Source organism: Azospirillum isscasi (assembly GCF_030849505.1).
In the GTDB taxonomy this organism is placed as follows: domain Bacteria; phylum Pseudomonadota; class Alphaproteobacteria; order Azospirillales; family Azospirillaceae; genus Azospirillum; species Azospirillum isscasi.
On record NZ_JAUJFI010000048.1, the window covers coordinates 22546 to 36653 of the forward strand.

Sequence of the window (14108 nt, forward strand, 5' to 3'; positions counted from 1 at the left end):
CGGTCTGATCATACGAACACGAATATTCCACCCCGCCCCGTCTGCGCCGGAACGACTACCGCAAAAGTCCTGCACCCGATCGGACGGGGAAAACCGGCGAATCCAGGGGCATTCCTTTGGGATCGAACTTTCACGCATCACTCCCATTCACATTGGACCGGGGCGCGTCACTTCTTTTCCATCTCCGGGGGCGGATGTGACCAATTTTCCGGGACCAATCTTCTGTGGGGGCGGGCCATTGGCCATGGATACGTGGTGTTATGACGGCGGTGCCGGGGGGCGCGCGGCCGCCGGGTCCGCCGACGGGTCTTCGGGCCTCTGGCTGGACCCGGACCTTGCGGCCCTGGAGGCGCTGTCGCTGCGGGTGCGGGATGCGGTCCTGCCGCATCTCGGCAGCGGCCCCGCCGTCTATGCGGACATTCCGGTCCATCTGAACGTCGGGGATCTGCTGATCAACCAGGCCGCGGAAGCCCTGTTCACCGACGGTGGGGTGGACATCCGGGAGCGGGTGACGCTGGGCAACGCCCGGCGCCTGCTGCGCCGCCGGCGCGACGGGCAGGCGGCGATCCTGCTGCACGGCGGCGGCAATTTCGGCGATCTCTACCCCCATCACGAGCTGTTCCGGCAGAAGGTGCTGGAGAGCTTTCCGGCAAGCCGGATCGTGCTGCTGCCGCAGACCGTCTACTATCGCGATCACGACCGGCTTCGCCACGACATGAAGCGCTGGGCGGCGCACCGCGATCTGGTCTTCATGGCGCGGGACGCCCCGTCGCTCGATCTGGTGCGGCCCTTTCTGGGAGAGCGGGCGATCCAGGTGCCGGACCTCGCCCATTACCTGACCCGTTATCCGGCGCGGCTGACGCCGGCCCGGTCCGCCCACGACACGACGCTGCTGGTGATGGCCCGGCGCGATCAGGAATGCGCGGGGCGCCACTGGCTGCGCCAGGACTCGCCGGTCTTCGACTGGGAGGATCTGTGCGGGCCGGAGGACTTCGCCGGTTACGCGCTGGCCGCCCGGCTGGTCCGGCTGGACGATGCGGTGCCGCTCCCCGCCGATCCGTTGCGGAGCTGGTATCCCATCCGCGACCGGCTGATCCGCAAGGCCGTGGCCCATTTCGGCGCGGCCAACGCCGTGGTCACCAACCGCCTGCACGGGATGCTGCTGGCGCTGATGATGGGGCTGCCGGTGCAGGTGCGCGACAACTCCTACGGAAAGCTGACCAACTACATCGACAGTTGGCCGATGGGGTGGAAACGATAGGGGGCCGGGAACGATAAGGCTCCGCAACCGTCTGTCCTTCCGGACCATGGATTGAAGGAGGCGTCGCGGAGCATGGCGGGCAGGGGGCTGCACATCGGCATCGAGGAAACGGAGGGCGGCGGCATGGTGCGCCGCACCGTCCTGCTGTCCGAGGACGGCGCCCGCCGCCGGCACCGCGTGGTCTACGAGTTCGAGGACCCGTCCGGGACCGCCGCGGACCGGCCCATGGACGGGGCGGTCATGGCCTTTCTGTTCCACGCCATGCAGCGTGGCCTTCCCGTCCATGTGCACGGGCCGGTGACCCGGACGGCGCTTTACAACATCGACACGCTCCAGGGGGTGTGGCGGCGCTGGCGCCCGGACCGCTACCGGACGGTGGAGATCCTGCCGGAAGCGGTCATCGACCGCACCGCGCCCAAGCCGGGACGCCGGGCCATCGCCGCTTACTCGGGCGGGCTGGACAGCACCTTCACCATCCTGCGCCACCGTCTGCTCCTGCCGCCGGAGCGCCGCCACGGCGTCGGGGCGCTTCTGATGGTGCACGGCTTCGACGTGGCGCTCGACCGGCCCGGGGATTTCGAGCGGCTGGTCGAGCGCACCCGATCCTTCCGCGATCTGGTGGGGCTGGATCTGCGCGTGGTGCGGACCAACAGCAAGGAGCTTCATCTCCAGAACTGGCAGGACTCCCACGCGGCGGAGCTGGCGGCCTGTCTGCATCTCTACGGCGCGGAGTTCGAGTTCGGGCTGATCGGCAGCACCAAGCCCTACGACGCGCTGGTCATCCCCTACGGCACCACTCCCATCGCCGACCATCTGCTGTCCGGCGACGGCTTTTCCATCGTTCATGACGGGGCGGCCTGTTCCCGGACCGAGAAGGCCGCGGCGGTCGCCGCCCATCCGGAGGCCGTCCGCTCCCTGCGCGTCTGCTGGGAAGGGGCGGAGCAGTTCCGGAATTGCGGGGTGTGCGAGAAGTGCATGCGCACGCGGATGAACTTCGCCGCCGCCGGGGTGGCCGCCCCGGCCTGCTTCGATGGGCCGCTGGACCCCGCGCGCATCGCCGGCATCCCCGTGCGCAACGAGCCGCAAGCGGCGGAGCTCCGCTCCATCGTCGATTATGCGCGCCGGCACGGGGTGCAGGGGGAATGGCTGGAGCGGCTGAAGGAGCGCGTCCAGGTCATCCATCCAGGGGCCATTCACACCGGAACGGGCCACACCGGAACGGGCCAGCCCGAACCCGTCCCCGTCCGGGCGATGAAGGCGGCGTCCGCCTCGCTGCGGCAGGCCGCCGGGGCGCTGCTCGACGCGATGGAGCTGAAGCAGCCGCTCAAGCGGGTCCGGAACCGGCTGCGGACCCGCAGCTGAGCGTTTTGTGGCCCGCACCGGAAAACCGGCGGGAAATTCTTAAAAATCAGGTGGGGTTTGCCGACGCGCTCTGCACCACAATGACCCGTCAAGAAGAGTGGGTCGGGAATGGTGCCCAGGGACGGAGTCGAACCGCCGACACGGGGATTTTCAGTTGCAATCGAGCTAAGTTAAGTTCTTGTTTTATATAGAATGCAAAGCAGTATGTGCTAAGGCTGTGCTAGGCAGCAAGGGCTATAGGATTGTTTTCCTACGAATCGCATCGCGCTTTTGCTTGTCCCTCTATGGTGCTCTACGTTCTCACACGGTGCAAGCGTAGTGCTTGAGCCAAGGTGATGGCCGCGCCCTATAGCTCGACGGCGCGCAGCCGCTACGTATACAGCATGGGAAACGTTCATTGAGTTGTCAGGCGAGGCAGCGACCCTGTAGCGCACCAATAAGCTAAGCAGTGATGATTAATCCGCTTGATCGGCTGCTGTGGGAGTACGATACTCGTACTCCCTTCGAGTAGGAGAGAGCGGATGTCCGGTGAAGTTGCCAGTCTATCAAGCGAAACCAAGATCGATATTCTCGGCGGTAAGGCGGTTTCGACCATCGAAGCGCAAAAGCTGCTCGATACGTCGGAAGCGAATTCGCGCGACTTTCTTGTGCAGCTTCGCGGGACCGACATGGTGCTATATGAAGCGCTGGTGTCGCTCTACCACCTATATCTGTTGTGTGCGAACAACTCGAAGGAACACGTTCAACTCGTTAATGACTTGGTTCGCAAGCGCCTTGGCAAGCAGGAGTTCGACATCCAAAAGGAGCCGTCTGGGAACAGGTTCTCAAACCTGCTGAAAGCGACGTTGCTCCACAAGCGGCAGAGCAATCAAAGCAACGATCCAAAAGCTGAGATCGAAGCGGATTACATTCCGCAGCGAGCAAATACTTATTCAATGGCTTTGCATCAGGCGCTAAAGGAAAAGCTGACACCTGACGAGTTGAAGCAGAGGTTGAAAGAAGATGGCGTTCGCAAAATGCGGGACAACTTCGTCGACCCGCAATCTGCTTCCAATCCGAAAACCGATGAAGCCAAAGAAGCTGAGCGCGTTCAGGCAATTGCTGAGCTGAAGGAATTCGGAGGCGCTGCCAATTTAGTTTTTGATGGTGAAGAAATACAGGACATGGGCCTGGGCGTTGCCGTTTTCTTAGTGAAGGTTGAAGAGGTGGATGGCAGGAAGCAAGGGCAATTGCTTCGACAGGCATATGTAAGCAGTGACACTTTGAAGGACTTGGCCTACGGCATATCAGCCGTTACGCGGCTGGAGAAATCGGAGGCTGGACCAGTTATCCGTTGTGCTCAGCTTGCTGAAACCTTTTTTGATCGAGCGGCTAAGGACGCGAGGCAGATTGTCATTGAGGCGAGTGATGAGGACGCATGGGTCTGTGCCAGCCTTACCGGAGACACAGAGAAGCCGACGAAGTTTCTCCTAACTCACATTTCCAAGCAAATCGAAGGTCTGCCGCCGAATACCCGATATCTGCTAACCGGAAACAATCTTGCTGCACTATATCAAACACTTGGTAATGAAAAAACAGCCGGAAATTGGCGCTTCGAGCGAATGGATGCCGAGGAAAAGGATGAATTTGGTGGCGATACAAGTCGTATAAAGTTGCTTGCTGATGCTGCCGATGGTCAGAAGGCCATTAATCTGGATCAGGGAAGCAACGTGAACATCCAGGCAATCACAGAAGAAGCAAAAAAGACCCCTGGAGTTGGCGTGACACTATCAGCCGCCCAGTGGATTGAGCTTCGATCAAATTGGGACGAGAAGCGCAAGGCTCATAAGAACGATACCGCAGAGCAGAAAAAGCAAAACCCTCTCGACCTCGTAATCGATCAGAAAAGCGGGCTGGTGAAGTTCTTCTGCAAAGGACATCAGGATAAGCCGCTTCTGGCGGTCGAGGCTCAGAAAGACCTGCCTGCCGTGAAGCGCATCATGAAGGGAACGTTGCTCGGAAAGCTCTCGGTTCTTTATGAGGAGTACGGGGCTGCTAGCACCAGGTGGTCACTCAGCGAGAACGTAATTAATGTCGAGACACAGCTTCGCGGCGATCTATACCGCATTTGCATAAAGGCAGAGAGCAAGACGACAGAAACAAAGAAGGCGCCAGGAGCATCAAGGTCCGGCGCCTCCGCAAAGTCGAAAAACGCGAAGAAGTAATTATTCTTCGAACCAAGGTACTTCCGAGAAATAAGGGAACGGCTCAAGGTCGGTGTTCCACCAATCTGGCCGTTCCCCCTGAATCAGCTGAGCGACAGTGACATAAGAGGACCGATCAAAGAACTCCAGTACGTTCTTGTTGTCGAGTACAATTTGGTTGGCTTGTTCGCGGCTTTGTCCCATTGCAAATATACGATCCAAAACATCCGCCAGTTTTTGGTATTGCTTAGGCAATTGAAGTCCCATATCGAATTCCGACGAGACATCGACAATGCGGTTCAGCTGATTGATCGCATCAATATGGACATAGAGGTTGTGATTCATCAACATAAGGGAAGACAACGTGTCCCAATGTGACAGCCGGTCCGATTGCCGGCGCTTTCCTTCTGGAAGTGCACACAGATCCCCAAGCTTCATCTCTCGTCCGATTGGACTGGTCGCGAATGGAAACGGTTTGTCGGAATGAACGTAGTGCGCACTGTTGGGCACCCGGCAGGGCTCGAACACCACTTCACCGTCGCGACGGAAGCTCAAGCCACTATACGCCTGTTGCACTCGTCCGCCGGAAATGAAGGGCGACGCTGCGTCGTAGCTGACCACCAAATCTGGCCGGACGTGCTCGCGTAGCGCCCGCATGAGCAACGTCAATCCACCAACCAAGTTGAGGCGGGCTACTCCAAAGAAGTGCAGCCAGCGGCAGTTATCCAAAGCACCATCATGTTTCATGATAAGAAGAAACTGTAGGAGGCTGTGCAGATTCTCATGAAAGCGCCAGGGAATCGACCAGCCATCCAAACTGTCAAAACGCTTAACTACGCTAAACCATTCCTTAGCCTGTCCCCAGTCAGCACCTTGCAACACGTTTAGATACAATGCCTTCGTCGTCCGATCTCGTTGATTGACCATGAATTCGAGGCTGCCTTCGGTGTAACGTAGGCATGACGAAAAATCGAAGTTCTCCTGCCTCATCACTGCTTCGTTGGTCGGGAAATCCAGCGGAACAATAATGTCTGCAAAACCCTCCGCCCATTTTAGAACGGATTCACGTGCTCGAAACAGCGCTTCAGGGTTGGTAACGTCGATCTGCCACTGTTGGCGGGCGATCTGAAAGCCTCCGCTATCGGCCATGATGACAGACTGACCTGGCTGTCTGTTACGGAGTACCTGCTCGTCCCCAAGGGCTGCTGTGAAGTCACCTTTAGTATGTCCTGCCGAATATAGGCCCCATTTGTAGAAGAAGTTTTTGCACTGGTTATCTAGGAAATTTAAATTTCTCAGTGTGCCATCAATTGATGCCGGCAAACATCCGTCTCGGAATGCCTCATTCTGCCTGCCAATGTTTTTAAGATAAACAGGAGATATTGATGGGATGAAAATGGCATAGCCATTCTTTTCCGCAGGACCTTTGCTCAGCGAGTTGATGCTGGACAAATCAATAGTGCTCATGGGCGTTCCCTATTTGCTCATCACTGCTGACATATGATATCTTGGAAGTAGCTAGGAGGCCAGAGGGAAGTTAAAATGAACACACCGTCCATATACGATAATTCTGTGCTTCTCTTTGTAAGAACAACAATTGATCGGACGCAACGAGCCGCCTTTAAAGAAAGACTTTCAAATGTAACACGGCCAGACACGATCATTATTCATGATCTTAATGACGGAATCAGCAGCGAATTTCTCCATCGCGTTGTGATTCCTTACCTTTGTGCATCGGAGCGACACAAGGAGCTTATTGTTGTAGAGGCTGCATCTTCGCAGACGGCCGCGAAGGTAAAAGCAATTCTGAACCCGGAGGATGGATTGGGTGTGATTAAGCCTCTCCACGGTTCAACAAGAACTCAGGCAATGGGGCTATTCTGTCGGCTTGAGGAACGGTGCGCGAAGATTGTGCAAAGGAAGATTGATCAAGAGAATGCATGGTGGAAGAAAAGTCAGGCGCTCGTCTACCTGAAGATTGCTGACACGCAGGTTCCAGAGTACTCGTCCTTACTGGCGCCCGTTATCAGGAAATTGGAGCACGATGAGGTCGAATCGGTTTCGCTTCAGTCCCAAATCCAAGAAAGCTGCCTTGAATTAACAGGTCAGTTTGCAGAGTTGGTAGACATTCTTTCCGAGGCGAAGATCATGACTTCTTCGTATGCTCCTCACTTTCTGCGGACTTGGTGTGAAGCCATCGCCACATTTGCGATGACGAGCCTTCCTAGACTGCACGGCGTTGAGGTGGCAAGTCTGTTGCGTCAGGAGTTCGAAAATCGTACTCCTGACCTTGGCAGCTAACAAGGAGCACCTACCGCATCCACACTTCCATTCACTATGAACTTAGCTACCAGCAACCCAACTAAGCTAGCTGAGGTGCATCCCATTGCATCTGAGGCGGATTGACTTTGTGGCACATAACGATGGAACTAATGCAGTTGATGTATTATGGAGAGTTATCGTCGGCAGAAGCGAGCATAATTGCGCTAGTTGACAATTTTTCTTCACCATCACAAAGTGACGACTCGCAGCGCTGCTCTGGCTTGTTGCTGCCGGGCACTTGAGCTAATAGTTTGCGAGTGCCCATTCGCACAGATAAATGTGCAGGACGCTTGAGTTAGAGAAGAAAATTTGTGCGACAAAGGACTAGGTAATGAAGACTGAAGCGGCAACAAAAGAACGAAGTAAGTTTATTGCGCTCCTAGATTCAATTTCAGCTGGAAACGTCTATTTTGTAACCGGCAAAAATGGTTCTGGGAAATCAAGATTCTTCGCCTATGCGACACAAACAATGTGCGAAGCACAATTGACTGCCGCCCCTCAGACGTCCCGGTTGCTTTGCTTGTCAGGAACGATGCACGACAAGTACCCTCGCATTATATATAAATATTCCCCTGAAATTGGAGGTGTAGTCTACCTTGGAAACAAGGTTAACAACAACATGGTGTCTGATATCGCGCCATTCCGAACGCTTTGTTATCACATGGTCCGCAACGCTTCTGCAAAGGAATACCTTTTCCATGCCAGAAGTGTGATGGAACGGTTAAACTTTGATCAGCGGATTAAGCTCAAGTTTCGATACGCTAAGAACCGGAAAGTTGAGGCGTTTGGAGCGGTCGATCCTCAGGTTGATTACGTACTAGATACCTTCAAAAACGATCCGAGGCTAATGGATCGCTATTTGGAGCACATCTCTGCTGGGAATATTTTGCTCGCCGATATGTGTTTCTTCCGAAATCAAGAAGAGTACGGGCTGGATGAGCTAAGCTCTGGAGAGAAGCAATACGCCCTAGCGCTTCTGGGCTTCATTTTCTGCGGCAGTCGTAATTCCGTTGTTTTCTATGATGAGCCAGAGAACTCACTTCACCCCTCCTGGCAGCTGAGTATCGTAAAAGACCTCGCAGAAGTTGCCTCTGACTTTCATCATGGCTCAACACTTATAGTCGCGACGCATTCCCCCCTAATCGCCAGCAGCGTGCGGAACGGAAGCGTATACGTGTGTGATCTTCCTGCGGGACAGAATTGGCAGCGCTCCGACCTTTATGGGCGTACGAGTGACACGGTATTGCGGGAGCAGTTTCACCTGTTTTCTGCACGATCGCCCGAAGTGGCGAAGATTATCAATACGTGCCTAACTTATATTTCCCGGAACCAGACGGGCGGAGACGAATTCCATCAGGCGCAGGATCAGTTGCGCTCGTACAATCTAGATCTAACACCCGATGATCCGCTGTACGAAGTGGTCACGACGATCATGCGGTTTTGATCAATATGGGAACTCTGAAACCTGTTGCCCGAGCGGCATTGAATCGTAAGGCCTTTAGGAAACCTATCTCCGAATACATTTCTGGTAGGATTCAATGGAATGATGCATCACTCAAAGAAGTCAAGAAACTCATCCGTGCTCTCTTAAGAGTAGAGCAGGCCGAGACGTGCCCTTACTGTCAACGTCTGATCATCCCTGAACGTCGTAACGTGTCAGAACACATCGAGCACTTTCTGGATAAGTCAAAGGATAAGTATAGAAAATTCGCTTTTTCCGCGACTAATTTGGTTCTGAGCTGTCAGGGCTGTAATGTTGAAAAGGGGACTCGTGATCTTATTGGTCACGGTAAGGCACCACCAACTTACTTAACGGCGGCGGAAGCGCCATTTCGTTGGCCCCATCCCTATTTCGACGATATGGCTTCATGCATTCAGAAGGATCCAGGTCCCGTCTATTCCGTAATTCCTGGGTCAGGGCGCGAGTTAGAAGCGACCCAACTGATCGGAGACTTGAAGCTAAATGAAATACAGAACCTCGAGACCAGGCATGGAAAACTATTTATGAGGCAAACTCGCCTCATGAGGATTCTGGCGCGCCTAGCCCGTAAGAACGACGAAAGGAGTCGTGGCCGAATGGTTCCACTTGTTCTCGAGTTGGACAAGGTTACAAGAGAATTACAGTGACCGAAAGCGGAAGTGTTCCATGCAAGAAACCTCACATACGGAACTTTGAAATTACTGTATATGGATGCGATGCCGGATCTTCTGGTGAGGTGGCGCAATGTGGTCGCTACGTCATTACAGCAGAAAGATAGCTGTAGTAACTTAATATACAGCTATCCAACTCGTCGCTTTCTTTGAGTTAAGTAAGAATCCGGAGCAAATTCTGTGTATATTATTGCTATATAATATGGCGTCTGGTGCTAGCTGATGGACCGATGTCTGCTAGCCGATCTATAAAGCAGCAACAGCTCGCCGTAGCATATCGTCATTCACATCAATGTACCGCTGCGTCGTACTGAGGTGCTTGTGCCCTGCAAGGGTCATAATCACCTTGGCGCTGACGCCGCTGTGGGCGAGCTTGGTGATAAACCAGCGCCGCCCGCTGTGGCTGCTCGCTCCGTCGAACCCAGCCTGCTTGTAAAGCCCGCCCATAAGCTGGCACAACACGTTTGCTGTGAAGGGCTTGCCCTTCTGCGTGACAAGCAATGGGCGCCCTGGCTGGCGCTGCTTATCGCTCAGGCTGGCGGTGTAGCGCTCAAGCTCCTTGCGCAGTCGGTCATTGACGAAGGCCGTGCGCGCGTGCCCGCCCTTGGTGATTTCGGCAGACAGACGAATCTGTTCGCGCACACATCCTTCACTGTCGAGTACGTCGCCTACCTTGAGCGCAGCAATTTCCCCCACGCGCAGCCCGCTCATATAGCTGAGCATGAACGCTATGCGGTTGCGGGCGGCGTAGCGGGTATCCGCGATCACCGCCAGCAAGCGCCGCTGTTCTTGCTCCGTAAGCACCCGAGCCTGTTTCATCGCAAACTCCATTAAATCCACGCATTGGTGGAAATGATTATGTTTGCGGGTGCCCGGTTTGCCTAGGAGGGCTGGGAAGTGTTATATCAGAAGGACTTAGCAGGAAACCTAACAGAATGTTGCTTTTATTATGTATCGTCGGAGAGCTTGATCTCACTTGCTCCCTTACCTACAGCGCATCATTGGTTCCGATTTCATTGTCCAGGGCTTTTGTGGCTCTGGCCATGCATCAGGTTCTTCTCGCCAGATTTGCCGATTAAGCGTTCCATCAGGCGCGATAGAAAACAAGCTGGATGTTCTATAGGGCGGAAGATCCCGAATTAGGAGTATCGAACCGTTTTTTTCATATATTGCACTGAATCTTCCACCTTCGACGGAGTCTGCGGATATATCAAAACCCATTTTTTGGCAGTCGGGAAAACGTTGTAACGTCCATTTTCCAACAAACTGCGGCGGTATCGCATCGATCTTTTTTCCTGCTTCCCATCCAGCCGGAATTATGCTCGCTAACTTGAAGCCTTTCTGAGCGGAGCATAGACTTTCAACATCAATTTTCTTTTGTGGCGATGGAGGGGTGGGCAAATTAACTTTGACAGAAGCTTGTTCCGCTAACCGCCTTAATGTACCCGCACAATCATTTGAAGATCTTGTCAATGTGGATAAATCGCTTTTCTCTCCATCAAACCCACATTGATAGAATCTTCCTTCACCGCGGAAAGCGTATCGTGGATCGATGGATTGTGACATCGCATAACTTGCCAATATTGCTTTGAACGCTTCCTCGACTTCAGAAAATCTTTCTTCATTATTTTTTATTGTTTCAATTTCCGATGATGGCGCGTTTTCTGCGCGCGCCATTAGGGTAAGATTGGCAATCAGCCGAGCTGACGAAAAAATGCCGAAGCAATAAAAGCCTGGGGAAATATCACCGTTGGTCAATGCGTGTGAAACCTGTAGTGCAGGTTTTTTGGAAGGATCGTTGATGCGGCTTTGGTCGTAATGATTGACATCTGTGTCGGTAGGAAGATTTGGGAAATCTTCCGAGCTCATAGTTATGACAACTTCGACTTGCTGTCCCCTGAGCCGCTCTGGTGCTTTAATGTGCTTACAGTTCGTGAAAGTTCTTATCAGAGACTGCCCGACGGTGCGATATACTGGATCAGTCAACGCTGCATTGCGGTCCACAAGTGATATTCCAGAGTATTTTCCCGCTTCATCAAAAAGTAGACGAGCCGCTATCGTTCCGCCGTTGAGTTTTGTAATCTCGTCTACGTTCCAGCAGGTAGCAATTTCGTGTCTAATGACCGAGGCTTCAATTTGGCTGAGTACTGATTTGGAGCTTTGCCCCATTGCCAAAGAGGCTATAAACGGAAGTAAGATTGATAGGTACATTATGCGTTTCATTTCTTCCTCATGGGTTGGTAGAAAATTACATATTTCTGTAGTGATAGTACATATTCAGACACGCTTCAAAGTGCCGATTCTGAAACCCGTGACTTCTAACAAGATATTCGTTAGCGCCACCTCCATTCGTAATTCTATCGAGGTAGTTGATCGCCTGCGCAAGCTCTGTTTCGCAATATATTCTCTGCCGTTCCAAATTTTTGAGCACATGCATTCCTGCATAACCTGGGTTTTCAACCCACTTAAGCGCACGATATATGTCAGAATACATTTCGTACTCTTTCTCGTTGCTATTGCGTGGTGGCGTATTGGAGGACGGTTGATTTGACGTGCGCGTTGACGAAGTATTGTTTGTCCCAGAAGAGCGCTCAGCTGCGTTTTGTACAGCCATTGGGTTTTCCGAACGTTCGGAACTGCGCCCTGTCTCGGTACCTGATGTAGTCGTCGTAAGTGTGAGTGATTGCAAACCAGCCGCGTTCGTTGGGACCGACTGTGCGGCTGTGCCATTCGTTTTTGATAGTGTTTGGCTAGGCTGGTGCGTGAAGTACAAAAACGCCCCGCCGCCTACTGCGGAAATGGCCAAGGGCCATAACACTAAGCCCACTATGGTCAAGGGGTCACGGACCATTGCTTGCTTCCTGCTTTTTAGTTTTATGGCACTCAGTCGAACGCCGGCCTGCTTTCATCGAAAGCTGAGCACGCAAGCGAGAACTGCTGAATAGCGATATACTATGCAGTGATGAGTTAATGTTTGTTTAACTGGTTTCGTTGACGTATGGCGCTGCTACAAGATTCTGGATAGTATGACAATCTCGTTGAGCAAAAGAGTGGTGCAGTCATAATGACGCGAAGCGTGTCAATTCCTGGCCTTGCGTCGGTCGTAGAAAATACTTCTCGCCTGTTACACGCTTCTGCCCACTCGGAGGGCCTTTATCCAGCGCAGTGGGTGGCGCTTCGTTATTTTGCGGAGGTGTCAGAAGCCCAGCGCACAGCATCGGCGCTTGCTCGTTATCAGGACTTGGCAATCGCTAGTGTCGCGCGCACAGTGGTCACGCTGGTGGACAAGGGGCTGCTGACCAAGCTGCCGAACCCGCGTGATGCAAGGGCGGACCTTCTGGAGCTAACAGAAAAGGGGCGCGAGTTGCTGATGTGCGATCCACGTCTAGTGCTGGAACGTGCGTTGGCAGACATGCCCGAAGAGGACATTGATGCCTACGCACGCACGGCAACTAAGCTCCTCCAGCGGCTTCTAGAGATGAGGCAAAAAAGAGTTGAACTCCGCTGATGAAAGAGGGGGGTTGCAAATTTTACGTCCGCGGTATTTTCCTGAAATCCAGTGATTTCCAAATGTACTGAAACGCATTTTCTGTAACTTTGCGTTCAAAAATGACGTCAATTCATATTGTTTTGATTAGCGCTTGAACTTCCTCTTGAAGTAGAGGTGACAATCCAAGCGAGCTTAAGGGACGGGATCGTAACCATTGGAGAGCTTCTGAGGCGTCTAGATTCTTGCGCGCAGAAATTTCATTAAGTTTCATTGCTGTTACCCGAGAAAGGCCAAGAGAGATAAGACTTATCATTGTACGATCCGAAGCCCCTAGTTCCAGATACAGCGGCAAGGATGGAATTCCTGTTGCCAGATCAACCATACCTGCGCTGTCAAGACCATAAACTAGAAGTGCTTGATAGCAGCCAAACAGCCGCACTGCCTGGAAACGAATTTGAGTCTCAATTAGTTCAAGAGTATCGCGGATAGTTGTTTGAATAATTTTTTTGGGTTCTCGCTTAATTTGATCTTCAATGATCTGAGGCAAGGGTAACCCTTGCATCCACTTTCTTGCTATCAATGCATGGAAGCGGTGCAAATTCCGACTTGTATCTATCTCAAGTATTAATTCATGGCAAAGCTCAAGTATATCTGCATACGATTGGAAGGAATCGCTCTCGCGAGGATGCTTTGGAATCAATTTCCTGGCCTCGTCAGGGCCATTGGCAATACGAGATTGAAGCCTGTTGTAGAGCTTCTGTTGCTTATGAGCTGACACATTTGGAGTTCTACGAAGTATCGTAGCGGGAATATCCAACGTGTTCTCAGCTTCTACTAGTGCCTTTGTAAGCACTTTGTGTTCGCGGCTATCAGTCGATATACCCAGACGTTCAAGAGTCGTGTCAAGTTCACCATGCTTGTGATCAGAGAATAGGCGGACGAAAGCAGTTTCTAGTGCGGTTTCATTTCTTAATTGAGAATGCTTCCCGTCCAGTATGACGGTGACAAGGTCTGCTTCTTGTTCTCTTACAGTGCTTTCGATTGCGGGAACCACAACTGAATCTTTTGGACCATCTAACGGCTTCTTTTTCCAGTTTTCATAGTCAATCAAAAAGATATTACCTTGGAATTCGCGACGGAGACGCCCCGCTCGCCCTGAAAGATTCCAAAAATCTGTTGATTCGAGTGGCTTTGTGCGGCCCTTTTCAGGAGCGCACATAAACATATTTTTCGCCGGGAGATTAACTCCTTGTAGGAGAGTACTAGCAGGTCGCGGAAAAACGAACATATTTCGGCTTTTTGCCTCTGCTGAGGCTTGGAAATGGCGTTTCCGCCGCCC

10 protein-coding genes are annotated in these 14108 nt (G+C 52.9%); 6 read left to right on the plus strand and 4 right to left on the minus strand.

Annotated elements, in window-relative coordinates:
• Positions 1–244 precede the first annotated feature (244 nt).
• From QSG27_RS12070 to QSG27_RS12080, 3 genes are all read left to right on the plus strand, one after another.
• Positions 245–1261: a polysaccharide pyruvyl transferase family protein gene (locus QSG27_RS12070; protein WP_306706404.1), complete on the plus strand. Its 1017-nt coding sequence runs from the start codon at positions 245–247 to the stop codon at positions 1259–1261.
• Positions 1262–1333: 72 nt separating this feature from the next.
• Entirely contained in the window at positions 1334–2623 is a 1290-nt protein-coding gene (locus QSG27_RS12075; RefSeq protein ID WP_306706406.1) for a hypothetical protein, read from the plus strand.
• Positions 2624–3144: 521 nt separating this feature from the next.
• Positions 3145–4827, plus strand: a complete 1683-nt coding sequence (locus tag QSG27_RS12080; protein ID WP_306706408.1) for a hypothetical protein — start codon at positions 3145–3147, stop codon at positions 4825–4827.
• On the opposite strand, the gene QSG27_RS12085 is transcribed toward QSG27_RS12080, so the two are convergent.
• On the minus strand, positions 4828–6273 hold the full coding sequence (locus tag QSG27_RS12085; RefSeq protein ID WP_306706411.1) for a hypothetical protein: 1446 nt from the start codon (positions 6271–6273) through the stop codon (positions 4828–4830).
• Positions 6274–6348: 75 nt separating this feature from the next.
• Here QSG27_RS12085 and QSG27_RS12090 point away from each other — a divergent pair, with 75 nt between their 5' ends.
• Both QSG27_RS12090 and QSG27_RS12095 read left to right on the plus strand, forming a co-directional pair.
• Positions 6349–7107 carry a hypothetical protein gene (locus tag QSG27_RS12090; RefSeq protein ID WP_306706413.1) on the plus strand — a complete coding sequence of 253 codons (759 nt, stop codon included), beginning with the start codon at positions 6349–6351 and terminating at the stop codon, positions 7105–7107.
• A 352-nt stretch (positions 7108–7459) separates the two neighbouring features.
• The gene (locus QSG27_RS12095; protein WP_306706415.1) at positions 7460–8572 is read left to right on the plus strand and encodes an AAA family ATPase; all 1113 of its coding nucleotides are present in this window, start codon (positions 7460–7462) and stop codon (positions 8570–8572) included.
• A gap of 953 nt (positions 8573–9525) precedes the next feature.
• Here the strand turns inward: QSG27_RS12095 and QSG27_RS12100 are convergent.
• Positions 9526–10098, minus strand: coding sequence for a tyrosine-type recombinase/integrase (locus QSG27_RS12100; RefSeq protein WP_306706417.1), 573 nt, complete (start codon positions 10096–10098; stop codon positions 9526–9528).
• 165 nt (positions 10099–10263) lie between these two features.
• Positions 10264–11502, minus strand: a complete 1239-nt coding sequence (locus tag QSG27_RS12105) for a hypothetical protein (protein WP_306706419.1) — start codon at positions 11500–11502, stop codon at positions 10264–10266.
• A gap of 841 nt (positions 11503–12343) precedes the next feature.
• On the opposite strand from QSG27_RS12105, the gene QSG27_RS12110 reads away from it, so the two are divergent.
• Entirely contained in the window at positions 12344–12787 is a 444-nt protein-coding gene (locus QSG27_RS12110; RefSeq protein ID WP_306706420.1) for a MarR family winged helix-turn-helix transcriptional regulator, read from the plus strand.
• Positions 12788–12899: 112 nt separating this feature from the next.
• On the opposite strand, the gene QSG27_RS12115 is transcribed toward QSG27_RS12110, so the two are convergent.
• Positions 12900–14108: hypothetical protein (locus QSG27_RS12115; RefSeq protein ID WP_306706423.1), on the minus strand; the 1209-nt coding region annotated here is incomplete at its 5' end.

Bases quoted from the DNA above. Each gene is read 5' to 3' on its own strand.
- QSG27_RS12105 (WP_306706419.1), bottom strand. From the start codon at position 11,502: ATGAAACGCATAATGTACCTATCAATCTTACTTCCGTTTATAGCCTCT.
- QSG27_RS12080 (WP_306706408.1), top strand. From the start codon at position 3,145: ATGTCCGGTGAAGTTGCCAGTCTATCAAGCGAAACCAAGATCGATATT.
- QSG27_RS12100 (WP_306706417.1), bottom strand. From the start codon at position 10,098: ATGAAACAGGCTCGGGTGCTTACGGAGCAAGAACAGCGGCGCTTGCTG.
- QSG27_RS12075 (WP_306706406.1), top strand. From the start codon at position 1,334: ATGGCGGGCAGGGGGCTGCACATCGGCATCGAGGAAACGGAGGGCGGC.
- QSG27_RS12110 (WP_306706420.1), top strand. From the start codon at position 12,344: ATGACGCGAAGCGTGTCAATTCCTGGCCTTGCGTCGGTCGTAGAAAAT.
- QSG27_RS12085 (WP_306706411.1), bottom strand. From the start codon at position 6,273: ATGAGCACTATTGATTTGTCCAGCATCAACTCGCTGAGCAAAGGTCCT.
- QSG27_RS12070 (WP_306706404.1), top strand. From the start codon at position 245: ATGGATACGTGGTGTTATGACGGCGGTGCCGGGGGGCGCGCGGCCGCC.
- QSG27_RS12095 (WP_306706415.1), top strand. From the start codon at position 7,460: ATGAAGACTGAAGCGGCAACAAAAGAACGAAGTAAGTTTATTGCGCTC.
- QSG27_RS12090 (WP_306706413.1), top strand. From the start codon at position 6,349: ATGAACACACCGTCCATATACGATAATTCTGTGCTTCTCTTTGTAAGA.